The 25,724-nt window shown below is 72.4% G+C and carries 24 protein-coding genes; 15 read left to right on the forward strand and 9 right to left on the reverse strand.

Annotated features, from left to right (window positions below):
• The first annotated feature begins 105 nt into the window (after positions 1-105).
• From CFK41_RS07400 to CFK41_RS07410, 3 genes are read left to right on the forward strand one after another with little or no spacing between them, the layout of a single operon-like run.
• Positions 106-1,182: an NAD(P)-dependent alcohol dehydrogenase gene (locus tag CFK41_RS07400; RefSeq protein ID WP_096799074.1), complete on the forward strand. Its 1,077-nt coding sequence runs from the start codon at positions 106-108 to the stop codon at positions 1,180-1,182.
• Entirely contained in the window at positions 1,179-2,114 is a 936-nt protein-coding gene (locus tag CFK41_RS07405; protein WP_096799075.1) for a GNAT family N-acetyltransferase, read from the forward strand. The genes CFK41_RS07400 and CFK41_RS07405 overlap by 4 nt, the downstream gene beginning before the upstream one ends.
• A complete protein-coding gene (locus CFK41_RS07410; RefSeq protein ID WP_096799076.1) occupies positions 2,111-2,854 on the forward strand; it encodes a Type 1 glutamine amidotransferase-like domain-containing protein in 744 nt (247 codons plus the stop codon). Before CFK41_RS07405 ends, CFK41_RS07410 begins: the two co-directional genes overlap by 4 nt.
• A gap of 206 nt (positions 2,855-3,060) precedes the next feature.
• On the opposite strand, the gene rpmB is transcribed toward CFK41_RS07410, so the two are convergent.
• Positions 3,061-3,258, reverse strand: a complete 198-nt coding sequence (gene rpmB / locus CFK41_RS07415; protein WP_087485416.1) for a 50S ribosomal protein L28 — start codon at positions 3,256-3,258, stop codon at positions 3,061-3,063.
• A 270-nt stretch (positions 3,259-3,528) separates the two neighbouring features.
• Here rpmB and CFK41_RS07420 point away from each other — a divergent pair, with 270 nt between their 5' ends.
• Positions 3,529-5,742, forward strand: a complete 2,214-nt coding sequence (locus tag CFK41_RS07420) for an ATP-dependent DNA helicase RecG (protein ID WP_096799077.1) — start codon at positions 3,529-3,531, stop codon at positions 5,740-5,742.
• A 1-nt stretch (position 5,743) separates the two neighbouring features.
• Positions 5,744-6,298 (forward strand): 16S rRNA (guanine(966)-N(2))-methyltransferase RsmD, encoded by a 555-nt coding sequence (gene rsmD, locus CFK41_RS07425; protein ID WP_096799078.1) that lies wholly within the window; start codon positions 5,744-5,746, stop codon positions 6,296-6,298.
• A gap of 9 nt (positions 6,299-6,307) precedes the next feature.
• Here rsmD and CFK41_RS07430 read toward each other — a convergent pair whose 3' ends face one another.
• Entirely contained in the window at positions 6,308-6,823 is a 516-nt protein-coding gene (locus tag CFK41_RS07430) for a GNAT family N-acetyltransferase (protein ID WP_096799079.1), read from the reverse strand.
• A gap of 366 nt (positions 6,824-7,189) precedes the next feature.
• On the opposite strand from CFK41_RS07430, the gene CFK41_RS07435 reads away from it, so the two are divergent.
• Both CFK41_RS07435 and CFK41_RS07440 read left to right on the forward strand, forming a co-directional pair.
• Positions 7,190-8,761, forward strand: a complete 1,572-nt coding sequence (locus CFK41_RS07435) for an HNH endonuclease signature motif containing protein (RefSeq protein WP_174705963.1) — start codon at positions 7,190-7,192, stop codon at positions 8,759-8,761.
• Positions 8,762-8,866: 105 nt separating this feature from the next.
• Positions 8,867-9,448 carry a GNAT family N-acetyltransferase gene (locus CFK41_RS07440; protein WP_096799080.1) on the forward strand — a complete coding sequence of 194 codons (582 nt, stop codon included), beginning with the start codon at positions 8,867-8,869 and terminating at the stop codon, positions 9,446-9,448.
• A gap of 1 nt (position 9,449) precedes the next feature.
• On the opposite strand, the gene CFK41_RS07445 is transcribed toward CFK41_RS07440, so the two are convergent.
• Positions 9,450-9,884, reverse strand: coding sequence for a VOC family protein (locus tag CFK41_RS07445; RefSeq protein WP_169928799.1), 435 nt, complete (start codon positions 9,882-9,884; stop codon positions 9,450-9,452).
• Positions 9,885-9,902: 18 nt separating this feature from the next.
• On the opposite strand from CFK41_RS07445, the gene CFK41_RS07450 reads away from it, so the two are divergent.
• The 6 genes from CFK41_RS07450 to mutM are packed head-to-tail and all read left to right on the forward strand — an operon-like array spanning position 9,903 to position 14,040.
• Complete coding sequence (locus CFK41_RS07450; RefSeq protein ID WP_227873247.1) at positions 9,903-10,787, forward strand: helix-turn-helix domain-containing protein; 885 nt, start codon at positions 9,903-9,905, stop codon at positions 10,785-10,787.
• The gene (locus tag CFK41_RS07455) at positions 10,784-11,164 is read left to right on the forward strand and encodes a DUF3224 domain-containing protein (RefSeq protein WP_096799082.1); all 381 of its coding nucleotides are present in this window, start codon (positions 10,784-10,786) and stop codon (positions 11,162-11,164) included. The genes CFK41_RS07450 and CFK41_RS07455 overlap by 4 nt, the downstream gene beginning before the upstream one ends.
• 31 nt (positions 11,165-11,195) lie before the next feature.
• Positions 11,196-11,687, forward strand: a complete 492-nt coding sequence (gene coaD / locus CFK41_RS07460) for a pantetheine-phosphate adenylyltransferase (protein ID WP_096799083.1) — start codon at positions 11,196-11,198, stop codon at positions 11,685-11,687.
• 31 nt (positions 11,688-11,718) lie between these two features.
• Positions 11,719-12,300 carry a YceD family protein gene (locus CFK41_RS07465; RefSeq protein ID WP_096799084.1) on the forward strand — a complete coding sequence of 194 codons (582 nt, stop codon included), beginning with the start codon at positions 11,719-11,721 and terminating at the stop codon, positions 12,298-12,300.
• Entirely contained in the window at positions 12,300-13,052 is a 753-nt protein-coding gene (rnc, locus tag CFK41_RS07470) for a ribonuclease III (RefSeq protein WP_096799085.1), read from the forward strand. Before CFK41_RS07465 ends, rnc begins: the two co-directional genes overlap by 1 nt.
• 4 nt (positions 13,053-13,056) lie before the next feature.
• The gene (gene mutM, locus CFK41_RS07475; protein ID WP_096799086.1) at positions 13,057-14,040 is read left to right on the forward strand and encodes a bifunctional DNA-formamidopyrimidine glycosylase/DNA-(apurinic or apyrimidinic site) lyase; all 984 of its coding nucleotides are present in this window, start codon (positions 13,057-13,059) and stop codon (positions 14,038-14,040) included.
• Here mutM and CFK41_RS07480 read toward each other — a convergent pair.
• Positions 14,021-14,362 (reverse strand): carboxymuconolactone decarboxylase family protein, encoded by a 342-nt coding sequence (locus CFK41_RS07480; RefSeq protein WP_096799087.1) that lies wholly within the window; start codon positions 14,360-14,362, stop codon positions 14,021-14,023. The two genes, mutM and CFK41_RS07480, sit on opposite strands and share 20 nt — an antisense overlap.
• Before the next feature lie 314 nt (positions 14,363-14,676).
• On the opposite strand from CFK41_RS07480, the gene CFK41_RS07485 reads away from it, so the two are divergent.
• Complete coding sequence (locus CFK41_RS07485; protein WP_096799088.1) at positions 14,677-15,306, forward strand: response regulator transcription factor; 630 nt, start codon at positions 14,677-14,679, stop codon at positions 15,304-15,306.
• Positions 15,307-15,316: 10 nt separating this feature from the next.
• Here CFK41_RS07485 and CFK41_RS07490 read toward each other — a convergent pair whose 3' ends face one another.
• The 5 genes from CFK41_RS07490 to CFK41_RS07510 are packed head-to-tail and all read right to left on the reverse strand — an operon-like array spanning position 15,317 to position 22,457.
• Positions 15,317-16,462, reverse strand: a complete 1,146-nt coding sequence (locus tag CFK41_RS07490) for a GAF domain-containing sensor histidine kinase (RefSeq protein ID WP_096799089.1) — start codon at positions 16,460-16,462, stop codon at positions 15,317-15,319.
• Positions 16,459-18,132 carry a thiol reductant ABC exporter subunit CydC gene (gene cydC, locus CFK41_RS07495; protein ID WP_096799090.1) on the reverse strand — a complete coding sequence of 558 codons (1,674 nt, stop codon included), beginning with the start codon at positions 18,130-18,132 and terminating at the stop codon, positions 16,459-16,461. The genes CFK41_RS07490 and cydC overlap by 4 nt, the downstream gene beginning before the upstream one ends.
• The gene (gene cydD, locus CFK41_RS07500) at positions 18,129-19,799 is read right to left on the reverse strand and encodes a thiol reductant ABC exporter subunit CydD (protein ID WP_096799091.1); all 1,671 of its coding nucleotides are present in this window, start codon (positions 19,797-19,799) and stop codon (positions 18,129-18,131) included. Before cydD ends, cydC begins: the two co-directional genes overlap by 4 nt.
• Positions 19,799-20,881 carry a cytochrome d ubiquinol oxidase subunit II gene (cydB, locus tag CFK41_RS07505; RefSeq protein ID WP_151904704.1) on the reverse strand — a complete coding sequence of 361 codons (1,083 nt, stop codon included), beginning with the start codon at positions 20,879-20,881 and terminating at the stop codon, positions 19,799-19,801. The genes cydD and cydB overlap by 1 nt, the downstream gene beginning before the upstream one ends.
• Positions 20,882-20,900: 19 nt before the next feature.
• A complete protein-coding gene (locus CFK41_RS07510; protein WP_096799092.1) occupies positions 20,901-22,457 on the reverse strand; it encodes a cytochrome ubiquinol oxidase subunit I in 1,557 nt (518 codons plus the stop codon).
• A 368-nt stretch (positions 22,458-22,825) separates the two neighbouring features.
• On the opposite strand from CFK41_RS07510, the gene CFK41_RS07515 reads away from it, so the two are divergent.
• Positions 22,826-25,654, forward strand: coding sequence for an Rne/Rng family ribonuclease (locus CFK41_RS07515; protein ID WP_096799093.1), 2,829 nt, complete (start codon positions 22,826-22,828; stop codon positions 25,652-25,654).
• Positions 25,655-25,724 lie beyond the last annotated feature (70 nt).

Here is a 25,724-nt window from a genome sequence, read left to right on the forward strand (position 1 = left end):
ATCGCTCCGGGCGGGCTCCGACCCGGCACGAGGGGCCCGCTCAGGTCTAGTCTGGTCGACGGCGCTCAGCGCCGGACCCACCCACGACCCGCCGGAGGAACCATCATGCCGATCACCGTCAAGGCACTGCAGAAGACCGGCCCCGACCAGCCGTTCCGCGTCACCACCATCGAGCGCCGCGATCCGCGTGCCGATGACGTGGTCATCGACATCGCGGCCGCCGGGATCTGCCACAGCGACATCCACACCATCCGCAACGAGTGGGGCGAGGCGAGCTTCCCGCTGACCGTCGGCCACGAGATCGCGGGCGTCGTCTCCGCCGTCGGCGCGGACGTCACCGACTGGAAGGTCGGGGACCGCGTGGGCGTGGGCTGCATGGTCGACTCCTGCGGCCGTTGCGAGGAGTGCCGCGCGGGCCAGGAGCAGAACTGCCTCGAGGGCAACGTCGGCACCTACAACGCGAAGGACGTCGACGGCACCGTCACCCAGGGCGGATACGCCGAGAAGGTCGTCGTCAACGAGCGCTTCGTGTGCCGCGTCCCCGACGGCCTCGCCTTCGACGCCGCCGCTCCGCTGCTGTGCGCCGGCATCACCACCTACTCCCCGCTGCGCCGCTGGGGCGTCGCCGAGACCGTCGACGGCCGCGCCAAGAAGGTCGCCGTGCTGGGCCTGGGCGGCCTCGGCCACATGGGCGTGCAGATCGCCGCGGCCATGGGCGCGGAGGTCACCGTGCTCTCGCGCTCCCTGAAGAAGGAGAAGGACGCCCTCGAGCTCGGGGCGACCCGCGTGCTCGCCACCACGGAGGACGACTTCTTCACCGCCCACCGCGGCGAGTTCGACCTCATCCTCAACACCATCAGCGCCTCGATCCCCGTGGACAGCTACCTGCGTCTGCTCGCGCCGCGCGGCGTGATGGCCGTCGTGGGTCTGCCGCCGGAGCAGCAGCCCCTCGGCTTCGGGTCCCTCATCGGCGGCGGCAAGGTCCTCGCCGGCTCCAACATCGGCGGCATCGCCGAGACCCAGGAGATGCTCGACTTCTGCGCCGAGCACGGGATCGCGGCGAAGATCGAGGTCATCGGCGTGGCCGACGCCGACGCCACCTATGACCGCGTGGTCGACGGCGACGTGCACTTCCGCGCCGTCATCGACACCGCGACCTTCGCGGACGCCACCGCCGAGTGAGCGACGCGAGCGCCACGGCGCGGAGGTTCCGCCCCACCACCTCGGAGGACGTCGAACGCGACGGCCATCGCTTCGACTGGCTGAAGCCCGATGGCTGGCGGGAGGGCTTCCGCGCCCTGGCGCTCGAGGTGGACGGAGAGGTGATCGGCGTGGGCCGCATCGGCACCAATCCCGTCCATCCCCGGCGCGATCTGGTCGAGCTCGAGATCGCTCCGGAGCACCGCCGCCTCGGGCACGGAACAGCGCTTCTTCACGAACTTCGTGAGTACAGCAGCAATCCGCTGTCCTCGAAGGCGGAGTCGGGGTCCGAGCGGGATCTCTTCCTGCGTGCGCACGGCGCGGTGACCTACCTCGAGGTCCCCCTGCTGCGGGTGGACCTGACCTCTGAGCGCACCGCCCGCTGGATCCGGACGGTGCGCGAGCTCGCCGACGACGGCGCCCGCGTCCTGCCCTGGAGCGAGCTGCCCCGTGAGCAGCTGGTCGACGCCCTCACAGATCGTTACCTCTGGCAGCACGCGAGCTGGTCGCCGACCGCGCCGCGCGACACGATCCGCCCGATCGTGGGGGAGGAGTTCTTCGAGGAGAGCGACCTCGCCGGCTCCTGGGCGGTGCTCCGCGACGGCACCATCACCGCCCTCGCGGACCTGTACTCCGCGGACGGCGCCGACGCTCCCGCCTCGCGCCGCGAGGGCGCTCTCGAGGCCGTGGACGCCGCCGCACCCCACGCCCGCGCCGACGTGGCCCTCTGCCTCGCCGCGCTTCTCGACGGGCTGCGGGCCGACGGCATGACCGCCCTCGACTTCGACAACCACCCCACCGATCCGCACGCCGCCCCGCTGCTGGCCACCCTGGACCGCGAAGAGGTCGATCCCGTGCACCTCGTCGAGATCCCCGGCGGCCTCACCGCGACCCTGAGAGAGCTGATCCCATGACCGCCTCCGCCCCCACGATCCTCGCCACGAGCGCCGGCTACCTGCCGCATCCGCGGCTCCGCTTCGGCTTCGGGCCGATGATGGCCCTCGCCGTCCAGCTCGCCGCGGAGCGCGATGCACGCACCGGCGGAACGCCCCGGATCTGCAACATCGGCACGGCGAGCGGCGATGACAAGGGGTTCCAGCGCGACATGGAGGAGGCGGCGCGCGAGGCGGGCTACGAGCTGCACCACCTGAGCCTGTTCTCCCTGCCCAACGTCGAGGACATCGAGGGCTACCTGCGCGGCTTCGACGTGCTGTGGGTCAACGGCGGCTCCGTCGTGAACCTGCTCGCGGTGTGGCGCGCTCACGGCCTGCCCGAGATCCTCCATCGTCTGTGGCAGGAGGGCGTTGTGCTCGCCGGGATCTCTGCCGGATCGATCTGCTGGTTCGAGGGCGGGGTGACCGACTCCTTCGGTCCTCAGCTCGCGCCCGTCACGAACGGGCTCGGCTTCCTGCCGGGGGCCAACGGCGTCCACATGGACTCCGAGGAGTCCCGTCGCCCGCTGCTGCATCAGCTGGTCGCCGACGGGACCCTGGGCCCGGCGCTGTGCACGGACGACGGCACCGGCCTGCTCTTCCGCGGCACCGAGCTCGTCGAGGCCGTCAGCGAGGTCGACGACGCGCGCGTCACCCGGATCGAACGCGCGGCCGACGGCGGAGCGGTCGAGTCGGAGCTCCCGGTGCGCCGGCTGCGCTGAGCGGCCGCCCGGCACATCCTCCGTCGCGCCCGGCCACCTCGCACCCCGTCGCGCCGCCTGCGCCGATGCCCGGTTCTGATCCACGATCGGGATCGGAACCGCGCATCGACGGGACGCGGCGGGGCGGGGCAGCAGGCGCCCGCACGCGCAGGAGCCCCCACCCGATCGGGTGGGGGCTCCTGCGGATGAATCCTTGGCGGTCTCGCTCAGGCGCCGAGCGTGCTGACCTTGCCTGCCTTGAGGCAGGAGGTGCACACGTTCACTCGCTTGCTGGTGCCGTTGATCACAGTGCGGACGGACTGGATGTTCGGGTTCCAGCGACGCGAGGTGCGGCGGTGCGAGTGAGACACGGCCTTGCCGAAGCTGGGGCTCTTGGCGCAGATGTCACACGTGGAAGCAGCCACTGTCGTCTCCTGGTACGTCGATGTTCTGATCGCGGTGCCCGCTCCACCCCCGCGCCGGTTCGGCGGGGTCGGTGACCTGGGTGAGCACGGAGGTGCGAACCCCCGGCGGTCAGGGCAACCACGGAATCATAGCCCAGATGTCGCCCCGCCTGAAGGGGAGGACCGGTGCGGCGGCCTGTGGACTCCGCCACAGCATCGCAGTGCAGTGGCACGATAGGACCTCGCAGGCCGCCGCACGGCCCCGCACATCGAGCACGAGGAGACGACCGGATGGCCAGGAGGCAGGAGTCCGCCCGTGGCTCGATGCCGCTGAAGGAGCTCCTGATCTCCAAGGAGTCCAAGGCGATGGCCTCCTTCGGCGTGCGCGACCTCGACACCATGCTGCGCTTCGCCCCCCGACGCTACGTGGTCCCCGCCCCGCTGCGCTCCCTGCGGGAGATCCACCAGGGCGAGGAGGTCAGCGCCATCGTCGAGGTCGAGTCGGTGCACGACCGCGCGATGCGCAGCCGCTACGGCTTCCTGCTCGAGGTCTCCGTCACCGATGGCACCGAGTCGCTGCCCCTCACCTTCTTCCTCACCAAGCAGCGTCAGGTCGACTGGCATCGGGGGCGGCTCCCCATCGGTGCCCTGATCCTGGTGCGCGGCACCGTCGGCTATGACGACTACCGCAAGGCCCTGCAGCTCACCCACCCCGACTACGAACCCGTCGAGGACACCGACGAGGGCCGCGCCTGGGCGCAGCGCCCCCGCCCCGTCTACCCGCTCAAGCAGAACATCGCGCAGGGCACCATGCGCTCGGCCACGGAGAAGGGCCTCGAGTACGCCGGCTCCCTCAGCCGCACCGTTCCCGAGGAGGTGATCACCCGCCGCGGCCTGCCCTCGCTGGAGGAGGCGGTGCGCCTCGTCCACGTCCCCCTCACCACCGAGGACACCCGACGGGGCATGGCCCACCTCCGCTACGAGGAGGCCTTCATCCTGCAGTCCGTCTTCGCCCAGCGGCGAGCGCAGGATGAGCGCACCCCGGCTCCGGTCCTCTCTGCCGACGGGCCCCTGCAGGGGCTGTTCGACGAGCGCCTGCCCTTCGAGCTCACCGCGGGCCAGCGGGAGATCGGCGACGAGCTCGCCGCGCGGATCGCCCACGGCCATCCGACCAGCGCACTGCTCCAGGGGGACGTCGGCTCCGGCAAGACGGTCGTCGCCCTGCGCGCCATGCTCCGCGCCGTGGACTCCGGCCACCAGGCCGCCCTGCTCGCCCCCACCGAGGTGCTCGCCGAGCAGCACCACCGCACGCTCACCACCCTGCTCGGCGAGCTCGCGCGCGCCGGCCAGCTCGACGCCCATCCCGAGGCCACCCGCGTGCGCCTGCTCACCGGCTCCCAGCGCACATCGCGCCGTCGCGAGACCCTGCTCGACGTGACCTCGGGCCAGGCGGGCATCGTCGTCGGCACCCACGCCCTGCTCACCGAGAGCGTCGGGTTCGCCTCCCTGGGCCTGGTCGTGATCGACGAGCAGCACCGCTTCGGCGTGGACCATCGCCGACGCCTGCGCGCCAAGGGGCCCTCCGGGCAGAGCCCGCACGTCATCGTCATGACCGCCACCCCGATCCCGCGCACCGCGGCTCTCGCCACCGTCGGCGACCTCGACGTCCTGACCCTGCGCGAGAGCCCCGGCCGGCGCGCCGGGGTCACCAGCTTCGTGGTCCACGAGAAGCTGCCCGCCTGGGAGCAGCGGATGTGGCAGCGCGCCGCGGAGGAGATCGCCGCAGGTCGGCAGGTGTTCGTGGTCTGCGCCCGCATCGACGAGGACGAGGCGGACGCCCCGGCGCCGCCGCTCCTGGACGAGGACGGCACGGAGCGGACGCCCGCCCTCGAGCCCGCCCGCGGCGTGCATCAGAGCGCCCTCCGGATCGCCGAACGGCCCGAGCTCGCCGGCGCCCGGATCGGGATCCTCCACGGCCGCCTCAGCGCAGAGGAGAAGCAGCACGTCATGAAGCAGATGGTCGACGGCGAGATCGATCTCCTGGTCTCGACCACCGTCATCGAGGTGGGTGTCGACGTTCCCAACGCCTCCGTGATGATCGTGCTGGACGCCGAGCGCTTCGGCGTCTCCCAGCTGCACCAGCTTCGTGGCCGGGTGGGCCGCGCCGAGCACCCGGGCATCGCGTTCTTCGACACCAGCGCCGTGGTGGGGCAGGAGCATTCCCAGCACCTGCAGCGCATCGCCGACGCCGCCGACGGCTTCGAGCTCGCCGAGCTGGACCTGCGCCGCCGCGGAGCGGGCGACCTGGTGGGGGAGGAGCAGTCCGGCCTCCAGCGCACCCTGAAGCACCTCGATGTGCTGCGCGATTCCCGCGCGATCGAGCAGGCCCGCGAGGACGCCTTCGCCGTCGTCGCCTCCGACCCCGAGCTGACCGCCCATCCCGCTCTCGCCGGCGCCATCGAGGACCGCCTGCGGGACGCCGACCCCGACGTGGAGAGGAGCTGACATGCCGCGCATCGTCTCCGGCACCCTGGGGGGCCGCACCATCCCCGGCCCGCCCGGGAAGGGCACCCGACCCACCTCCGACAAGGTCCGCGAGGCCCTGTTCAACCGCCTCGAGGGCTGGGACGCCCTCGTCGGCGCCCGCGTTCTCGACCTCTACGCCGGGACCGGAGCGCTGGCCTTCGAGGCCCTCTCCCGCGGTGCCGCGCACGCTCTGCTGGTCGAGCTCCACGGGCCGACGGCCAAGCAGCTGCGGCGCACCGCGGCGGAGCTCGGGCTCGCCGACCGCCTGGACGTCCGCGCCGGCAGGGCGACGACCGCCGCGTCCTCCCTCTCCGGTCACGGCGCGAGCCTCGTCTTCCTGGACCCGCCCTACGACGTGCCCACCGAGGCGCTCGAGGAGCTGCTGCTCACGCTCCGTCCGGCGCTGGAGGATGAGGCGCTCGTCGTGATCGAGCGCTCCTCGCGCACCCGCCCGATCGCCTGGCCCGAGGGCTGGGGCGACGACGGCACCAAGTCCTACGGAGAGACGGTCCTGCAGTTCGGCGGGCCCGCCTGAGGGGCGGGCTCATCGGGTCATACGGATCTCGCGGAGGTCGCCGAGAGCGGCATCGACCGTCAGTACTCCGTCGGCGCGGAAGCCCTCCTTCTCGTAGAAGCGCCTCGCCCGGGGGTTGTCCTCGACCACCCAGAGGTAAGCCGGACGATCCTGCAGCAGGTCCCGCACCAGGGCCTGCGCGAGACCGGTGCCGTGGAAGGCGGAGTCGACGTTCAGCGCCTGGAGCTCGAGCGGACGCGGCGCCTCCTCGTCCCGCGAGGGACCGACCGTGAGGAAGCCGACGGGCGCGCCGTCCGGCCCGCGCCCGATTCGGAGCCGTTCGGAGAGCTGCGCCGACGACCGCTGCTCGAGCGTCCGATGCCACATCGTGCGGCGCGAGGCGAGCTCGTCGGCGCCGAGCGCATGCTCCGGGAGGATCCCTGTGTAGGCCTGCCGCCACACCCGGTGGTGGAGCTCGGCGAGAGCATCGGCGTCCTCGGGCGTCGGCAGGTCAAGCGTGAAGGCGGGGGCCGGAGCGGGAGTCATCGCCTCAGGGTAGGGGTCGACAGATACGTCGTCCACAATATTCCGAGAGGTATTGCGGGGCGACCGGACATGTGTATTCAGCGGGTTCCGATTCTGACCTCGAAGTTCACTGCAACCGTCAGCGGTCTGCGCTCAGGTTGTGGTGCTGCACGGCGGGCACAGTGCCAGGTGACCGATGGGTATCCACAGAATGTGCGTTCCTTGTGGAAGAGTCGACCTTTCCTCCACAGGCATTGGTTATCCGCATTCTGAGGGGATCTCCGTCGATTCCTGGTGCACGTCGAACAGGTGATCCAAATTGAGGTGAGGATCGACGGAGGGCGGCCCGGTCCAGCGGTACTCGACGGAGAGCAGAGAGGGGGCGTCATGGGGGAGCTCATCGAGCGTTCCGAGGGGCGGCTCCGGCCGGCGGCGTCTCCCCGCCCCTCGCGGCCTCGAGGGATCTCCCCGTCGTCAGGTCCCTCCGCGCCCACCGGCCCGCCCCGCGCCGTCGTGCGGGCTCGTCGGCCCCTCACCCCGCAGGCGCTCGTCGAGCGCGCCGATGTCGTACTCCGCAGCGTCGAGGCGGAGACCGTGCTGCGGATCCATCGGCGCCGACGGGAGCTGCAGGCCGCCCTCTACGTCGACGAGATGCACGACCTCGCCTCGCTCTGGTCCGAGGGCGACGAGCACGACGAGAAGACCCTCCATGCCCTCGCCGCCGCGGCGGCGCTCCGGGTGAAGCTCCCGCGCGGCGAGGACCGGCTGCGCGATGCGCATGTCGCGGTCGAGCATCTCCCGGCCTGCTTCGCCCGCGCAGGTCGTGGCGAGCTCCCCATCGACTGGTTCGAGTGGCTGATCCGCAGCGTCCTGCGGCTCGCTCCCGCCCAGCGCCTCCAGGTCGACGAGCGCGTGGCGGCCTGGCAGCTCGAGGCGATCGACGTCGAGCGCTTCTACAGCGACCTGCGCATCCTCGTCGAGTGGTTCGGTCGCGCCGCTGTCCAGGAGAGCCCCGAGGAGCAGCGTGGCGTGCACCTCCAGCCCTCGTCGGACAGCGATGGAACAGCCTGCCTCATGATCCGCGGCCCCCTCCCGGAGCTCGCCGCCTTCGGCCATCGCCTCGACGCCGCCGCCCGCACCGTGCAGGACGCCCAGCGTCGCGCGCTCCGCGACGGAACCCCCATCCCCTTCGATCTCGACGGTGACGTCGCGAGACAGGGAGAGCACATGTCTCTCGAGGCGCTCCGCTATGAGGTCGCGCTGCGCTCCGCACTGACCACGGGCGCTGTGGAGGTGCCCGAGCCGAGCTTCCGGATCTCGGTCGTGGTGCCGGTCCTCACGCTGCTGGGCCTCTCCCACGCCCCGGCGACCCTGGACGGCACGATCCCGATCCCGGCCCGGATGGCGCGCCGCCTGGTGGCTCAGGCGCCCGCCTTCGAACGGGTGCTCACCGACCCGATCTCCGGCGCGTACCTCGCCTCCGCCTCGCGCACCTACCGGCCCACCGCCGCGATGGCCGAGCACCTGCGGCTGATCGACCCGATCTGCGCCGTCCCCACCTGCAGCCGCAACGTCATGACCATCGGCGAGGCGGACCGCATCGAGGAGTTCGACCTCGAGCATCCCGCTCGAGGCGGACCAACCTCCCTCGACAACCTCCACCGCCTGTGCCGACGGCACCATCGGCTGGAGACCACCGGCGGGCTCGATCCGCAACGGGACCCCCGCACCGGCGCCACCCGCTGGCGGATCGGCGACGCCGCGGTCAGCGAGGTCGCCGGGAACACGGATCTGGTCACCAGGGAGCTCGGAGCACGGCTCGAGCGAGCCTGGGAGCAGCACCAGGCAGATGTCGAGGTCGACGCGCTCACGCGCCTCGGCGTCCTCGACGAGTCGCCCGCAGAGATCGCGGATCGCGAAGAGGCCCACCGGTGGGGGATGCACCTCATGGAGCACTAGTCCCGCCCGGAGTACGACGAGGCCGATGACCCCGATCCCCCTCCGCTCCACCCCCTCCCGCATCACGCCCCGCCGCCGTTCTGACCGGCGGACTACGCTGGCCCGGTGAAGATCGCGCTCTCCGACCTCGACTGGCCCCGCCGCACCGACCGGCTCGAACTGCGACCGGGGCGGCCGGAGGACGCCGCGGCGATCTGGCCCTGGTACCGCCTGCCCGAGGTGCAGAAGTGGACCACCACGCTCAGCCCCACGCTCGAGGCGCATCAGCAGTGGTGGGACGGGACTCTCGACAGTTGTGTGGTGGGCCTCCTCGACGGCGCGATCGTCGCCAGCGGCAAGGCCGAGGTCCAGGACGCCTGGTCCCAGGCGGACATGCGGGAGCAGGCCGCCGGACAGCAGGCCGAGATCGGCTGGGTGCTGGATCCGACGGTGCACGGACGCGGCCTCGGCACCGAGTTCGCCGCCGCCCTCCTCGACCTCGCGATCGACGACCTCGGGGTCCGGCGCGTGGAGGCGGCCTGCTTCGCGGAGAACCTCGCCTCACGACGCGTCATGGAGAAGATCGGCCTGCGCCACGAGGGCACCTTCCGCGAGGAGTCGCTCCACCGCAGCGGTCGCTGGCTGGACGGCATGTCCTACGCCCTTCTCGCGAGCGAGCACCGCGAGCGCCGGTCGGGCACCCCCTGAACTACCCCCAGGCCGCGGCGTCGGTGAGGCAGAAGGGGTGACCTGCGGGGTCACGCAGCACGATCCAGGTCTCGCCCGGCTGCTCGGCGACGCGCTCCGCGCCGAGCTCCATGCAGCGGCCCGCCGCCGCCTCGAGATCCTGCACCGCCAGGTCGAAGTGGAACTGCTTGTGCCCGTCATCGGGCCAGGACGGCGCCCGATGATCCGGCACCGCGCCGATCCCCAGCGCATGCGCGGGCCCGGTGAGCATCGCGTACTCCGGTGTGGAGACCGCGATCGGCCAGCCCAGCACCGCGGACCAGAAGGTGGCCAGGGGCTCGGGATCGATCGCGTCGAGGGTGATCATCGCCAGTCGGGCGACGGGCTGAGGATCCGCGGGGGCGCCGGCGTCGGTGGGGTCTGCGTCCGTGGAGAATGAGGTCGTGGTGTCGGTCATGCCTGCCACACTGCCTCCATGAGCACCCCGGGCGCTTGGACGAAGGCGACACCTGCGCCTGCCCACATGCTCGGCCATGTGCTCCGGCCCGACGAGCTGCTCCGCCATTCCCGGTACGACCACGCGGAGCCCGCCCCGGCGCTGCGGCGCTGGGTCGAGCGGTACTGGTCGGTGACCTGGCAGCTGCCGCCGGGCCAGGAGCGCGTGGCGAGCACGCTCGACGACCCCGGCATACACCTCACCCATGAATGGGGCGGAGTCCGCAGGGCGGGCGCCGGCGGCGCGGGGGACTGGATCACCGGGCCCGTCGCCCGGGGCCGCTTCGACGTGACCCAGCACGGCGCCGGAGGCGTGGTCGGCGTGCGCTTCCGCCTCGGGGGCACGACCGCCTTCACGACCGCGGCACCGTCAGAGATCCGCGACCGCACCGTCCGGGCGGCGGACTGGTTCCGGCGCGGTGACCTCGTTCTGCCTGACCTCCCCGACCTCCCCGACACCGCGACCGCCGCCGCGACCGCCTTCGATTCCTGGCTGCTGGCGCTCGAGCCCCGCGAGGCGCCCGGATTCGCCGAGTTCACGCAGATCCTCGGCCTGCTGGACGACCCTGCGGTGACCGGCACCGCGGAGCTCGAGCGTCGCTCGGGCCACGGGACCCGAACCCTCCAGCGACGCTTCCACCGCTTCCTCGGCGTGGGGCCCAAGCGCATGATCCTGCGGGCCCGGGTGATCGACGCGGTGGCGGCCATCGACCGGGGCGATCGCCGGTCTCTCGGCGAGCTGGCGCACGATCTGGGCTGGTACGACCAGCCCCACTTCGACCGCGACTTCCGCGCCGTGACCGGCACCGCGCCCTCGGCCTATGCCCGCACGGCCGCGGTGCGAGGACCGATACTGGGTCTATGACCACCCACCGCGCCACCTTCACCGTCGACCTCACCCCCGGCGAGCCGGTCCCCGGCGCCGCCGGTCGCTTCGAGCTGTCCAAGACCTGGGGCGGAGGTGCCGCCGGCACCTCGCGCGGCGTCATGCTCACCGCCGGCGACCCCGCCACCGGCAGCGCCTCCTACGTCGCCAGCGAGCTCTTCGAGGGGACGCTCGACGGGCGGGAGGGCACGCTCGCCCTCCAGCAGCTCGGCACCATGGCCGGCGGCGATCCCGAGCTGCAGTACGTGATCGCCCCCGGCTCCGGCACCGGTGAGCTCGCGGGCCTCACCGGCACCCTCCTCATCGGCACGATCGACGAGGACGGCACCCACCACGTCACCATCGAGCTCGACTGATCCGTCCAGCCCGGCGCATTAGAGTGGCGCCATGAGCACTGTCGTCCTGCCCGGCTCGTTCGACCCCTTCACCCTGGGGCACCTCGACCTTACCCGTCGGGCCGCAGCGCTCGGCCACCGGGTCATCATCGCGGTCTCCCACAACCCCTCGAAGAAGGGGCTGCTCGACCTCGAGGCCCGCACGGCCGCGATCACGCAGACCCTCGACCAGGAGGGGCTCTCGGGATCCGTCGAGGTCCGCACCCTGCCCAAGGGGCTGCTGGTCGACTTCTGCCGAGACGTGGAGGCGCAGGCCGTGGTGCGCGGTCTCCGCTCCCAGCTGGACCTCGCCTACGAGGAGCCGATGGCGCGGATGAACCACCACCTCGCCGAGATCGACACCGTCTTCCTGCTCACCGACGCCGCCTGGTCCCACATCTCCTCCTCCCTGGTGAGGGAGGTCCACGCCCTGGGCGGAGACGTCTCCGACATGCTCCCCGGCCCCTCGCTGGACGCGCTGCGCTCCGCCGCGGCCGTCTCCTGACAGCCCCTCGACACGAACAGGATCCACACCGATGACCTCTGAGAACACCCCGACCACCACGCTCGACGACGCGCTGAGGTTCGACGCCGTCGACCTCGTGGGCCGCACCGGCACCCACCGCCACGTCGAACGCACCGTCGCCGCCCCGCCCCGCGAGGTGGGCGGGGTCGCCATGCAGGTCCCCGAGGGCGAGGACATCGCCGTCGAGGCCGAGCTCGAGTCCGTGGTCGAGGGCATCTACGCCCACGGCACCGTCACCGCCCACCTCGAGGGCGAGTGCTCCCGCTGCCTCGACCCCGTCGAGCAGGACGTCACCGCCCGCCTCGACGAGCTGTTCATGTACCCCGAGAAGGTCAAGGCCGACGAGCGCGAGGACACCACGCTGCTCGAGGCCGACGAGGTCAACCTCGCCACGCAGGTGCGCGACGCTCTCGCCATGGAGGCCGACGAGCGCCCGCTGTGCCGCGAGGACTGCCCGGGCCTGTGCGCTCAGTGCGGCTTCCGCATGGAGGACGACCCGGACCACGCCCACGACGTCATCGACGATCGCTTCGCGAAGCTGCAGGGTCTCTTCGACGACGCGCCGTCAGCCGAGAAGCCCGAGGAGGCCTGATGGCGCGCAGGCGTCGCGCCACCGAGGCCGCCGCCTCCGAGGGACTGCTGGACCGCCTCCCGCTCGACGCGGGGCAGGGTGCCGACCTCTCGGAGTCCGGGCTGCTCGAGCTGGCGCTGACCCACCGCTCCTACTCCTACGAGCACGACGGCCTGCCCCACAACGAGCGCCTCGAGTTCCTCGGCGACGCCGTGCTGCAGCTGGCCGTCACCGAATACCTGTACTCGAGCCATCCCACCCTGCCCGAGGGCGACCTCGCGCGCCGTCGGGCGGCGACGGTCAGCACCCGCGCCCTCGCGGTGATCGCCTCGAAGCTGGACCTCGGCGCCTACGTGCGCCTGGGCCGTGGCGAGGACCTCACCGGCGGGCGGGCGAAGTCCTCGATCCTCGCCGACACCACCGAGGCCGTCATCGGCGCGGTGCACCTGTCCCTCGGCCAGGACGTCTCGCGCCGCTTCGTGCTGGACCTGCTGCGGCCGCTGCTCGACTCCGACGAGTTCCTGGAGACCGGGTACGACTTCAAGTCCCGCCTCCAGGAGATCGCCGCGGCCGAGGGCTCGAGCGTGACCTACGAGCTCACCGAGGCAGGACTCGAGCACCAGAAGACCTTCACCGCGACCGTGACGGTGCCGGGGATCGTGACCGCCAGCGGGGAGGGCGCCTCCAAGAAGGACGCCGAGCTCGCAGCGGCGCAGAACGCCGTGCGCGGCGTCCTCGCCGAGCGCGGCGAGACCCTCATCCCGCGGGGCTGAGGCCGTGCCGGAGCTGCCCGAGGTCGAGGTGGTCCGTCGCGGGCTCGCGCCGCGGACCGTCGGCCGGAGGATCCAGGATCTCGAAGTGCTCGACGCCCGGATCATCCGCCGCCAGGTCGGGGGAGAGGACCGCCTGCGCGCGGCGCTCGTGGGCTCGACGCTCACCGCCGTCGCGCGGCGCGGGAAGTTCCTGTGGTGGCGGCTCGCCGACCCGGACGGCGCCGACACCGGCGAGGCCCTGATGGGCCACCTCGGGATGAGCGGGCAGCTGCGGCTCGCGACGGCCGACGGGATCGCGGTGACCCCGGGTGCCGACTCCGAGGGACCCGCCTCGGATCCGCTGCGCCACCGCCGCCTCTCCCTGCACCTCGAGGACGGCACCCGCGTGGACCTCATCGACCAGCGCCTCTTCGGCGGCCTGTGGACGAGCCCGCTGGTCCCCGCGGCCGATGGTGCGCTCGCCGGGGTGGGCAGCCCCGATGCGCTGCTGCCCGAGGGCGCCTCCCACATCGCCCGCGACCTGCTCGATCCCGCGGCGGACCTGCCCTCCATCGCCCGGGCGCTGCGGGCACGCCGAGCGGCGATCAAGACCCTGCTGCTGAACCAGGAGATCGTCTCCGGGATCGGGAACATCTATGCCGACGAGGCCCTGTGGGAGGCCCGCACCCGCTTCGACACCCCCGGCGCCGCCCTGTCCCAGCGGCGCGCGCTGGCGATCCTCCGCGCCGCCGGCGAGGTGATGGAGCGGGCGCTCGAGGTGGGCGGCACGAGCTTCGACGCGCTGTACGTGAACGTGGACGGACGCAGCGGCTACTTCGCCCGCTCCCTCAGCGCCTACGGGCGCACCGGCGAGCCGTGCCCGCGGTGCGGCGGCCCGATCCGGCGCGAGGTGCACATGAACCGCTCGAGCCACTTCTGCCCGAGGTGCCAGCGGGGCACGGCGCCCTCCGCTCCCGATGCGCCGGCGATTAGTCCTCGGCCTCGCTGATCTCCTTCAGCAGGGCGGTGGCACCCATGCCGGAGGGCCAGCCCGCGTAGAAGGCCAGGTGCAGCAGGGCCTCCTCGAGCTCGTCGTCGCTCACGCCGTTGCTGCGGGCATGGGTGAGATGGAACCGCAGCTGATCGGTGCGGCCCATCGCGGTCAATGCCGCGACGGTGACGAGGCTGCGGTCGCGGGGGCTGAGGCCCTCACGCTCCCAGACCTCGTCGAACAGCACGCTGTCGGTGTAGTGCGCCATCCACGGGGAGAAGTCGCCGAGGGCGTCCTTCGCGCCGGTCCATCCGTTGCTGGTGCTCTCCGTGGTGTTCATGCTCCGATTCCATCGCAGAACCATGGCGCGGGGGAGTCCCCGGTGAAGGGGGCACCAGCAGGGCATCCCTCCTCGGCGCCGTGCGCCGTAGCGTGGCCGGGAACCGGCGCGCCCAGGGCGCCGACGTGGAGGAGGAGCACAGATGGAGATCATCCCGACCCGGCCACCTCGGTGATCTGGAGGGAGCGCGTCACCGACGCCGAGTACGCGGGGACGGACGGGGCCTGAGGAGCTGTTCGTCCAGGATCGCACTGCACGTCATGCGGTAGATTCGTGCTGTTCGAGCAGCGCAGGACGATGCGAGGAGTTCCTCCGTGACAGCGACCGATCAGCCGGGACCGATCCGCGTGATGCTGGTGGACGACCACGAGGTGGTCCGGCGCGGGATCGTCACCGTGATCGACTCGAGCGACGCCCTGAAGGTGATCGGCGAGGCCTCCTCGGTGACCGAGGCGAGCCGTCGCCTGCCGGCGATCCGGCCCGATGTGCTCGTCGTCGACCTGCAGCTGCCCGACGGCACCGGTCTGGACGTCATGCGCACCGCCCGCGAGATCGATCCCGCGCAGCGGATGCTGGTGCTGACCAGCTTCGACGACGACGCGGCGCTGCGCGAGTCCCGAGCGGCCGGCGCGGCCGGTCTGATGCTGAAGTCGGCCCGCTCCCAGGAGATCGTCGACGCCGTGACCGCCGTCCATGAGGGCCGCGGGGTGTGGCCCGCGGACCACGTCGAGGACGGGCCGGAGCTCTCCGACTCCGATCAGCGGATCGTGGAGCTGATCGGGGACGGGCATTCGAACCGCGAGATCGCCGAGGCGCTGGGCATCGCGGAGAAGACCGTGAAGAACCGCGTCACCGTCATCCTGCAGGCCTTCGGGATGCAGCGCCGCACCCAGGTCGCGGCGATGGTCGCGGCCCGTCGCCGGGCCGGCTGGAAGCCCCAGTAGCTCCGCCCGCTCACACGGCCGGCAGGGTGACCCGCCACGAGACCATCGTGCCCGGCTCGAGGGAGATCGCATCGACCCAGCCGGAGTGGCGGCGGGCGCGCGAGGAGATGTTCGCCAGGCCGCTGCGGCGCTCCACGGCGGGGTCGATCCCTCGGCCGTTGTCGGAGACGTTCACCTGGACCACACGGTCCACCCCCTCGGAGAAGACGCTCACGGAGACCGCCACGGCGCTCGCGTGGGCGTGCCGCGCGGCATTCGCGAGGCACTCCCGCACCACGGCGACCACATCCTCCGCGATCTCCGGGGGCAGCTCGGCGTCCATCTCCGCGGGATGCGGAGGCAGCCGCATCGCGGGGACGAAGCCCAGGCCGGCGGTCGCGAGCCCCACCTCGTGCCGCAGCTGCTCGGTGAGCGTCGCCGCGGACCGCTCCCGGCGCAGCGACTGCACGATCTGCCGGATCTGCGCGACGGCGTTCTCGACGCCCTGCACCGAGGTCGCCACCGAGCTGCGGATCCGGGCGTTGGACGGCGTCATCCCGGGGGCCTCGAGCGAGTCGACCAGCGCCTCGAGCTCCATCCCCACCGCGAACAGCTCCTGGATCGCGAGGTCATGCAGGTCACGGGCGATCCGGCCGCGCTCGTCGTCGATCTCGATGCTCGCGCCGAGCGTCGGTGCCCGCAAGGTCAGGGCGATCAGCCCGGCGAGCGCATCCAGCCGCTCCCGATCCGCGGCGGTGAACGGCGCCTCCGCCTCGGGGCGCAGCACCGCCAGCATCCCGAGTCCGTGCTCGGCGGCGTCGATCACGCCGAGCAGGGCGCGGCTCGGCGTCGGACCGAGCTCGAGGTCGTGGACCTCCTCGAGCACCTCGAGATCCGCCCCGTGCAGGGCCAGGCCGGCGGCGCCCTCGGCAGGGATCGGCCGACCCAGCAGCTCGGCGGCATCCGGGCCGTCGGCCAGTTCCACGCCCCAGCGGTCCGGACCCACCGGCATCACCAGCAGGGCGGTGCGGGCGCCGAGGTCCGTGCGGGCCGAGCGCACCAGCAGGTCCAGCAGGTCCTCCGCCTCGCCGCCCGCGAGGACCGCCCCGGCGAGATCCTGGATCCGGGACCGGCCCGTGCGGACGGGCTGCGCGGGGGACGGATCGTCCGAGCTCATCGGTGCTCCTCGAGGCGAAGGATCGGCGTGCCGGCGGGGATCGCCTCGACGCGGTGCGTGACGACCACGACGGTACTGCTCGCGGGCACCAGGGCGGAGCCGGCGGGGGTGAGCAGCGCCTCCAGGAGGGCATCGCCGCGCGCGGTGTCGAGATGCTCGGTGGGCTCGTCCAGCAGCAGCACGGGCCCGCCGCGCACCACGGCTCGGGCCAGCAGGAGCCGGCGGCGCTCGCCCCCGGAGACGGTGGTGCCGTCGGGACCGAGCAGGGTGTCGAGCCCGAGGGGCAGGGCGGCGACCCAGTCCGAGAGGCCGACGGCATCGAGGGCCGCCTCGATCTCCGCGTCCCCGAGCCCGCCGCGCACCACCTTGAGGTTCTCCCGCACGGTGGTCGCGAAGACGTGGGAGTCCTCGGCGAACATCGTCACCGCCGCACGCACCGCGGCCGGGTCGAGGTCCGCCAGGTCCTGGCCGTCCAGCTCGACGCGTCCCGCGAGCGGATCCAGGAGGCCGGCGAGGGTGGCCAGCAGCGTGGACTTCCCGCTGCCGGAGGGGCCGACGACGGCCAGACGGGAGCCCGGGGGGAGATCGAGGTCGAGCCCGCCCACGCGCGGGGCGTCGGAGGTCCATCCGGCGGTGAGGCCGACGGCGCTCAGCACGCCCGGCCCGGGGCCCCGCCCGATGCCTGCGGTGCGGGGGAGCCGCGGGCCGACGAGGTCGGCGAGACGCTCGGCGGCCGCTCGCGAGCGGGCCAGCTGCGAGGCGGCGGCGGGCAGGGCGGTCGCCGCCTCGAAGGAGGACAGCGGCAGCAGCAGCAGGATCCCGATCTGGCCCGCCGAGGCGGCGCCCTGGATCCACAGCGCCCCTGCGGCCAGCAGGGAGCCGGTGGCGGCCAGGAGGATCGCGAGCGGCACGGCCGCGGCGGCCACCGCGGCGGGGACGGCCGCCCGGTCGATGGCATCGTCATGCGACGCCTGGCGGTCCCCGAGGAGATCCAGCGACTGCTCCAGCCGGCCCTCGAGCCGCAGGGAGGTGGCGTCGTCGAGGATCTCGAGCGATCGAGCGCCCACCTCGGAGCGGGTGGAGAGCACGGCCTGCTCCGTGATCCGGGCGGCGCGGTGCGCGGCCAGGGGAGCGAGCACGCTCGCGAGGACCAGGCCGGCGAGCATCGCCGCAGTCGCCGGCAGCGACAGCGGCGCGAAGGTGACCAGCACCGCCACCGCCATCACCACGGAGACCAGGCCCGGAACGACCGCCTTGATGACCAGGTCGCCCAGCTCCTGCGCGTCGTCCCCGAGACGGCCGAGCAGATCGCCGCGCCGCAGCCGGGAGAGGCCGTCGTCCGGCCGGTCCGCGAGCGCCGTGAAGAGGTTCGTGCGCAGAGTGACCACGCCGCGCAGCGCGACGTCGTGGGTGAGCATCCGCTCGAGCCAGCGGAACGCGCCGCGGGAGACGCCGAGCGCCCGCACCATCACCACGGCGACGGTCAGGTCCAGCACCGGCGGCATCGTCCAGGCCCGGGTGACGAGATAGGCGGAGACGGCCGCGAGGGCGAAGGCCGATCCGAGGGTCGCGCAGGCGGCGAGGACCGCCGCGATCAGGCGGGCGCGCGGGATCTCGAGGGCGCGCACGGCGCGGCGGAGCGCACCGGGGATCGGGGCTGCGGGGATCATCGGCCGGCCTCCACTCCCGCGACGTCGTCGGCCAGCTCCACCAGGCGGGAGCGGTGCGCGATGACGACCACGGTGCGGCCCGCCTCCCGGAGGGCGACGAGGAGATCCAGGACCACCTGCTCGGCGGCGCCGTCGAGGTGGGCGGTGGGTTCGTCGAGCACCACGAGAGGAGCGGGGGAGAGCACCGCCCGGGCGAGGGCCAGACGCTGGCGCTCGCCGAGGGAGATGCCCCGCCCCGCGCGTCCCAGGTCCGCCTCCCAGCCGCGCTCGGCGATCACCGCATCCAGCCCGGTCGCGACGGCGGCGGCCTCGAGCGCGTCCTGGTCGGCATCGGGCCGGGCGGCGGCGAGCACCGAGCGGATCGTTCCCGCGGGGAGCACGGGGCGCTGGGGGAGATAGGCGACCTGGTCCCACAGGCTCCTCCGCCGCAGCTCCCGCACCGGGATCGCGGTGCCGTCGGGAGCGAGGACCTCGGCTCGGCCCTCGTCGGCCTCCAGCAGGCCCAGCAGCACCTGCACGGCCGTGGTCTTGCCCGCGCCGGAGGGACCGGTGAGGGCGAGCACCCGGCCGGGGCGCACCTCGAGCGCGGCGCGGTGCGGCGCGAGGCCGTCGCGGGAACGCACCGAGACGCCGCGCAGGGCCAGGACGGCATCCTGCAGATCCGGGGCCGGGCGGTCCCCATCGGCCGGGGCCTCCTCGTCGAGCACCTCGAAGGCGGCGCCGACGGCGGCCAGACCGTCGGTGGAGGCGTGGTACTGCGCGCCGACGTTGCGCAGCGGCTGGTAGATCTCCGGGGCGAGCACCAGCACGGCGAGGGCGGGCAGCAGCTCCATCTCGCCGTAGACCAGGCGCATGCCGATGCTCACGGCGATCAGCGCCACGCACAGCGTGGCCAGCAGCTCGAGCACCATCGAGGAGAGGAAGGCGTAGCGCAGCGAGCCCATGGCGGAGGTGCGGTGTCGGTCACCGAGTCGGCGCACGGTCCTCTCCGGCCCCTTCTCCCGGCCCAGCGCCCGCAGCGTGGGCAGTCCGTCCACGAGGTCCAGCAGCTGCGCCCACAGCGAGCGCATGTCCGCCAGGAGCCGCTCGGAGCGGCCCACGGTGAGCTTCCCGACCAGGATCATGAACAGCGGGACGAGCGGCAGGGTCACCAGCGCGATGACGGCGCTGAGCGGATCCAGCAGGCCGATCACCAGCAGGCACAGCGGGGTCACCGTGGCCGAGAGCAGCAGCTGCGGCACATATCCCACGAGGTAGGGGCGGAGGTTCTCGAGACCGGAGGTGGCGAGCGCCGTGAGGTCCGCGCCGCGGCCGGCGCCGGCCCGCGGCCCGAGCTGCGCGGCATGGCCGACCACCCGGCGGCGCAGATCGCTGATGGCCGCCGTCGCGGCGCGGTGCGCGGTCGCCTCCTGGACCAGCACCGCCCCGGCGCGCACGGCCAGCGCGCCGACCAGGACCAGCAGCAGCACCGGCGTTCCCTGCGGCACGTCCCGCTGCTCGAGCAGGTCCGATCCGAGACGGGCGATCACGAGGGCGGTGACGATCACGCACACGGCCTGCACCAGGCCCAGCGCGACCGTGCGCACCACGTGCCGGCGCGCCGCGCGGACCTCGCGCACCAGGCGCGGATCCAGCGGCGCCCGTCGGGCCCGCGGGCTCTGTGCCATCAGCGCTGCTCGAAGGCGTTCCGGTAGCCCTGCTTCGCCGACTCGAGCAGCTGGGACCCGGGGGCGGGGGAGTCGTCATCGCTGATGCGGTGGCGGAACACGCGATAGGTCCAGATCGTGTACGCCAGGACGATCGGGAGCAGCACCGCGAGCGCGATGAGCATGACCGTGAGGGTGTGCTCGGTGGAGGAGGCGTTCGCGACGGTGAGCGAGTTCGCCGGGGCGTTCACGGCCGGCAGGACGTAGGGGAACAGCCCGCCGAACAGGGTCGCGACGGCGCCGGCGATCGCCGCGGTGGTCGCGGCGAAGGCGAGCCCCTCCCGCCCGGTCCGGTTCAGGGGAACCACGGCGATCAGCGCGAGCGCGGCGAGGACCAGGGGAGCCCAGGTCCAGGCGGCGTGCGAGTAGGCCAGCTGGTACCAGAGCAGGAAGGCTGCGCCGGCGGCGATCGTCGGCCACACCACGATCCCGGCGAGCCGGCGCACCCGGCCGCGCAGGGGCTGCTCGAGCTTGAGGGCGAGGTAGAGCAGGCCGTGCAGCCAGAACAGCAGCACGAACACCGCACCGCCCAGCAGCGCGAAGGGATTCAGCAGGTCCAGCAGCGAGGAGGTGACCCAGCGGTTCTCGTCGATCGCGACGCCCGCGACGATGTTCGAGAAGGCCACGCCCCACAGCAGCGGCGGCGCGATCCCGCCGAGCACGTGCACGGCGTCCCAGGCCGTCCGCCAGCGGGGATCGTCCACCTTGTCGCGCCACTTGAAGGCGCAGACCCGCACGATGAGCACCAGCAGCAGGCCCAGCAGGGCGAGATAGAAGCCGGAGAAGAGGGTGGCGTACCACTCCGGGAAGGCGGCGAAGAGGAGGGCGCCGCCGGTGATCAGCCACACCTCGTTGCCCTCCCAGACCGGGCCGATGGTCTTCAGCAGCGTGCCGCGGGTGCCGGAGCCGCGGCGCCACAGGGCGCCGACGGTGATCTGCACGCCGAAGTCGAAGCCCTCGAGCACGAAGTAGCCCAGGAAGAAGACGGCGATGAGCGCGAACCAGAGGGCCTGGAGCCAGGTGGCCTCGAGCAGGGGTTCCATGATCTGTTCCGTCCTGGTCTCAGTAGTCGAAGGAGAGGGTCGGGGTGTCGAGCTCGTCGGTCTCGGGGTCCCGCTGCGCGAGGGGGACGCCCTTCAGGGCGGCCTTCCGCATCATCTGGAACCACAGGACCGCCAGCACGCCGTAGACGAGGGTGAAGGCCACCAGCGAGGTGAGCACCATCCAGCCCGGGTGGTTCGAGACCCCCTGCATCGTCATTAGCCGCACCGTCGGGTCCAGCGGATTGGGATGGACCACCCACGGCTGGCGTCCGATCTCGGTGAACACCCAGCCGGCGGCGTTGGCGAGGAAGGGCATCGGGATCGCCAGCACCGCGAACCACTGGAACAGGCGCGATCCGGTGGTGCGCGCGTTCTCGCCCCGGCCGCGGGTCGCCCACAGCGCCCAGAGGGCGAGGACCCCGCTGAAGGCGGCCAGGCCCATCATGAGGCGGAAGGACCAGTAGGTGACGAAGAGGTTCGGGCGGTAGTCGACCGCGACCTCGTTGCCGTGGATGTCGGTGGCGGTCTCGCCGAACTGCTCCTTGTACTGCGCGTTCAGATCGTCCACGCCCTGCAGCTCGGCGTGCGGGTCGTTGGTGGCCAGGATCGAGGTGACGTAGGGGACCTCGATGAGGTGGGTGACGCCCGAGCAGTCGGTGCTGAAGGCATCGGGCCCACCCACGGTGAGGATCGAGAAGGGCACGTCCGTCGACGTGTCGCAGTGCGCCTCGGCCGACGCCATCTTCATCGGCTGCTGCTCGAACATGAGCTTCGCCTGCGCGTCGCCCGAGACCACGAGGACCACGGCGGAGATGCACATCGCGATCACACCGAAGCGGACGGTGGGACGGAAGAGGTCGCGGGCGGCGAGATGGTGCTCCTGGCCCTCCGCGGTCTCCAGCCCGAGCGCGCGGGCCCGGTTGTGGTGGCGGACCATGTGCCAGGACGCGACGCCGGTGAGGAAGGCGCCGGCCACCAGCCAGGCGCCGGAGACCACGTGGGGGAACGCCGCGAGCGCGGTGACGTTGGAGAGCACGGCGAGGATCGAGCCCTGCGAGGGGTCCAGCTCCGCCCGGCCCGTCTCGGGGTTCAGCGTCGCGCCCACGGGGTGCTGCATGAAGGAGTTCGCGGCGATGATGAAGTAGGCCGAGAGGGTGGTGCCCAGCGCCACGGCCCAGATGGTCAGCAGGTGGATCTTCTCGGGCAGCTTCCCCCAGCCGAAGATCCACAGACCCAGGAAGACGGACTCGAGGAAGAAGGCGGCCAGACCCTCCAGGGCGAGCGGCGCCCCGAAGACGTCCCCGACGAACCGGGCGTACTCGGACCAGTTCATGCCGAACTGGAACTCCTGGACGATGCCGGTCGCGATCCCGATGCCGAAGTTGACGATCAGCATCGAGCCGAAGAACTTCGTCATCCGGGTCCACGCGTCCTTGCGGACGGGGTCCTTCGCGAACACCGCACGGGTGTTCATGACGGCGACCAGCAGGGACAGGCCGATCGTCAGCGGGACGAAGATGAAGTGGTACACGGTGGTGATGCCGAACTGCCACCGTGCGAGGTCGAGGGCATCCATGGGGGCTCCAGACGGGTTGACGCTCTGCGGCGACACTACGGCTGGGCCGGGGAGCGGTACGGGGACGATGGTCCTCTGCGGGCGTGATCCGGGCCACCCCTGGTCCGCATGTCGGCATCGGACGCAGAAATGCCCTGTGCCATACTGACCGAGGCACTCTCCTGCTCCGTACCGGGTGGGGGAACCTCCCGGCGTCGTGACGTCGGAGCATCGGCTACGCGGACGACCGCGACCGCAGTGCTCCACGCTCGGCATCGCAGCGCTCTCCTCGGGGAGCTGCGCGACGGCGAGGGCCAGAGACTTCCGTCCCCAGGGACGATGACCAGACGGGACCAGGGTGCGCTGGTCCTCCAGAAGGAGACGGCCCCATGGCTGACAGCACCCACGAACCCGAGAACGACTCGTCGGAGACCACGCAGAACCCGCCGGCACGGCGTCGCCGTCGCGCCGCCGGTGCACCGGCGGGAGCCCCGGCGTTCACCCCGCCGACGGTCCCGGCGCCCGAGAGCACCGCTCCCCGCACCGTCGTCGCGCCGCAGGACTCCTCGAGCACCGAGGCGGCACCGACCACCACCCCGAAGCGCCCGCGCCGTCGCGCCGGGGCTCCTGCCGGTGCCCCGGTGGTCCAGGCGGTCCAGGAGCCGGTCGTCGAGGAGCCTGCCGAGCAGGAGCCTGCAGTCGAGGAGCCCGCCGAGCAGGAGCCTGCAGTCGAGGAGCCCGCTGCCGAGGAGCCCGTCGTCGAGGACGAGGTGACCGATGACAGCCCGGTCGTCGACGACCTGCGTGCGCTGGCCTCGGCCCGCGGCGAGAAGTCCACCGAGGACGACGACCGCGTTCGCCGTCGCGAGCAGGTCCAGATGGACTTCGCCTCCCTCCTGTTCCAGGCGCCGACCCCGCAGCCCCGCACCACCGTCGCCCCGCAGGACTCGGCCGACGAGGAGTCCGACGAGCAGGACGAGCCCGACGAGCAGGACGCTCAGGACGCCCCCGAGGAGGAGCGCAGCACCCGCTCGCGCCGCGGCCGCAGCCGGTCGCGCCGCTCGTCGCAGCGCGACCAGGGGACCGCCGAGGACTCCTCGGACAGTGCGGACGGCTCCGCCGAGGAGACCGCGGACGAGTCCTCCGACGAGGACGAGTCCGAGGACCGCTCCTCGAGTTCGAACGGCAGCTCCCGTCGTCGTCGCCGCCGCGGAGGACGCGGTCGTCGCGGCCGCGGCCGCGGCGAGGACGACGGCTCCGAGGGCGACTCCGAGGAGACCGAGGACCAGGACCCCGGCGATCGGTCCTCCCGCGAGGACTCCGAGTCGGAGGACGACGCGCAGGGCGCGGACTCCGGTCCCGACGCCGAGAACGGCTCCGGCTCCTCCAGCTCCCGTCGTCGCCGTCGACGCCGCCGCTCGGGCAGCGGGGGCAACGTCGACTCCGGCTCCACCGACGATCCGCCGAACACCGTGGTGAAGGTGCGCGAGGCACGGGACGAGGTCAAGGCCGTCAAGGGCTCGACCCGTCTCGAGGCGAAGCGCCAGCGCCGCCGCGAGGGGCGCGACGCCGGTCGCCGCCGCAACGTCATCACCGAGGCCGAGTTCCTGGCCCGTCGTGAGTCCGTCAAGCGCTCCATGGTGGTGCGCGAGCGCCCGGGCCGCACCCAGATCGCCGTGCTCGAGGACGATGTGCTCGTCGAGCACTACGTCGCCCAGAAGGCGCAGACCTCGATGGTCGGCAACGTCTACATGGGCAAGGTCCAGAACGTGCTGCCCTCCATGGAGGCCGCGTTCGTGGACATCGGCAAGGGCCGCAACGCCGTGCTGTACGCCGGCGAGGTCAACTGGGACGCCGTGGGCCTCGAGGGCCAGCCGCGCCGCATCGAGCTCGCGCTGAAGAGCGGCGACCCGGTGCTGGTCCAGGTCACCAAGGACCCGATCGGGCACAAGGGCGCCCGGCTGACCAGCCAGATCTCGCTGCCCGGTCGCTACGTCGTGTTCGTCCCCGGTGGCTCGATGACCGGCATCTCCCGCAAGCTGCCCGACACCGAGCGGGCGCGGCTGAAGAAGATCATGCGCCAGATCATCCCCGAGGACGCGGGCGTCATCGTGCGCACCGCCGCCGAGGGCGCGAGCGAGGAGGAGCTGACGCACGACGTCGAGCGCCTCCGCGCCCAGTGGGACAAGATCCAGAAGGCCCAGAAGAGCCGCAACGCCCCCGTCGCGCTCTCCCAGGAGCCCGACATCGCGATCAAGGTGGTCCGCGACGTCTTCAACGAGGACTTCACCTCGCTGATCGTCGAGGGCGGCAAGGTCTACGACGATGTCCACGCCTACGTCTCCGATGTGGCGCCCGACCTGCTCGAGCGGGTCACCAAGCACGTCGGCGAGAAGGACGTCTTCGCCAAGCACCGCATCGACGAGCAGCTGCTGAAGGCGATGGACCGCAAGGTCTACCTGCCCTCCGGCGGGTCGCTGGTCATCGACCGCACCGAGGCGATGACCGTCATCGACGTGAACACCGGCAAGTTCACCGGCTCGGGCGGCTCCCTCGAGGAGACCGTCACCAAGAACAACATCGAGTCGGCCGAGGAGATCGTGCGCCAGCTGCGGCTGCGCGACATCGGCGGCATCATCGTCATCGACTTCATCGACATGGTCCTCGAGTCCAACCGCGACCTCGTGCTGCGTCGCCTGGTCGAGTGCCTGGGCCGGGACCGGACCAAGCACCAGGTCGCCGAGGTGACCTCGCTGGGCCTGGTGCAGATGACCCGCAAGCGCGTGGGCCAGGGTCTCGTCGAGACCTTCTCCACCACCTGCGAGCACTGCAACGGCCGCGGACTTGTCGTGGACGTCGACGGCGATCACCAGCACGGCGGCGGCTCCGGCGGCAACGGCGGCGGGAACGGCGGCGACGAGGGCTCGAAGTCCTCGAAGCGTCGTGGCCGGCGCTCGCGCGGCGGGGCGAAGGACGAGGGCGAGAGCACCGAGGACGGCGCCGACGAGACGCAGGGCGACGTGCACCGCCTCGAGGACGACGAGAACAGCCGAGCCCAGGCCCGGGCCACGATCGCCTCGATCGCCGCGGCCTCCGGCGGCGGCTCGCATGCCGAGGACGCTGTGGACGCTGTGGACGCTGTGGACGCCGTGGACGCCGAGGGTGCCGGCGAGCAGGCCTCGACCGACTGGGAGCAGGACGCACCCCGTCAGGGGTGACGCGTTCCACAGGGTGTGACCGCGTTCTCGCAGGTCGGACCGTGTCCGGTGGTTGACCGGCAGGTCCAGG

The sequence above is a fragment of the Brachybacterium ginsengisoli genome (assembly GCF_002407065.1).
Lineage (GTDB): Bacteria > Actinomycetota > Actinomycetes > Actinomycetales > Dermabacteraceae > Brachybacterium > Brachybacterium ginsengisoli.

Bases quoted from the DNA above. Each gene is read 5' to 3' on its own strand.
- CFK41_RS07445 (WP_169928799.1), bottom strand. From the start codon at position 9,884: ATGACCGACACCACGACCTCATTCTCCACGGACGCAGACCCCACCGAC.
- CFK41_RS07465 (WP_096799084.1), top strand. From the start codon at position 11,719: ATGACCTCTGAGAACACCCCGACCACCACGCTCGACGACGCGCTGAGG.
- CFK41_RS07410 (WP_096799076.1), top strand. From the start codon at position 2,111: ATGACCGCCTCCGCCCCCACGATCCTCGCCACGAGCGCCGGCTACCTG.
- CFK41_RS07515 (WP_096799093.1), top strand. From the start codon at position 22,826: ATGGCTGACAGCACCCACGAACCCGAGAACGACTCGTCGGAGACCACG.
- rsmD (WP_096799078.1), top strand. From the start codon at position 5,744: ATGCCGCGCATCGTCTCCGGCACCCTGGGGGGCCGCACCATCCCCGGC.
- CFK41_RS07480 (WP_096799087.1), bottom strand. From the start codon at position 14,362: ATGAACACCACGGAGAGCACCAGCAACGGATGGACCGGCGCGAAGGAC.
- CFK41_RS07510 (WP_096799092.1), bottom strand. From the start codon at position 22,457: ATGGATGCCCTCGACCTCGCACGGTGGCAGTTCGGCATCACCACCGTG.
- CFK41_RS07490 (WP_096799089.1), bottom strand. From the start codon at position 16,462: ATGAGCTCGGACGATCCGTCCCCCGCGCAGCCCGTCCGCACGGGCCGG.
- CFK41_RS07435 (WP_174705963.1), top strand. From the start codon at position 7,190: ATGGGGGAGCTCATCGAGCGTTCCGAGGGGCGGCTCCGGCCGGCGGCG.
- rnc (WP_096799085.1), top strand. From the start codon at position 12,300: ATGGCGCGCAGGCGTCGCGCCACCGAGGCCGCCGCCTCCGAGGGACTG.
- CFK41_RS07400 (WP_096799074.1), top strand. From the start codon at position 106: ATGCCGATCACCGTCAAGGCACTGCAGAAGACCGGCCCCGACCAGCCG.
- cydB (WP_151904704.1), bottom strand. From the start codon at position 20,881: ATGGAACCCCTGCTCGAGGCCACCTGGCTCCAGGCCCTCTGGTTCGCG.
- CFK41_RS07455 (WP_096799082.1), top strand. From the start codon at position 10,784: ATGACCACCCACCGCGCCACCTTCACCGTCGACCTCACCCCCGGCGAG.
- cydC (WP_096799090.1), bottom strand. From the start codon at position 18,132: ATGATCCCCGCAGCCCCGATCCCCGGTGCGCTCCGCCGCGCCGTGCGC.
- cydD (WP_096799091.1), bottom strand. From the start codon at position 19,799: ATGGCACAGAGCCCGCGGGCCCGACGGGCGCCGCTGGATCCGCGCCTG.
- coaD (WP_096799083.1), top strand. From the start codon at position 11,196: ATGAGCACTGTCGTCCTGCCCGGCTCGTTCGACCCCTTCACCCTGGGG.
- CFK41_RS07430 (WP_096799079.1), bottom strand. From the start codon at position 6,823: ATGACTCCCGCTCCGGCCCCCGCCTTCACGCTTGACCTGCCGACGCCC.
- CFK41_RS07450 (WP_227873247.1), top strand. From the start codon at position 9,903: ATGAGCACCCCGGGCGCTTGGACGAAGGCGACACCTGCGCCTGCCCAC.
- CFK41_RS07420 (WP_096799077.1), top strand. From the start codon at position 3,529: ATGGCCAGGAGGCAGGAGTCCGCCCGTGGCTCGATGCCGCTGAAGGAG.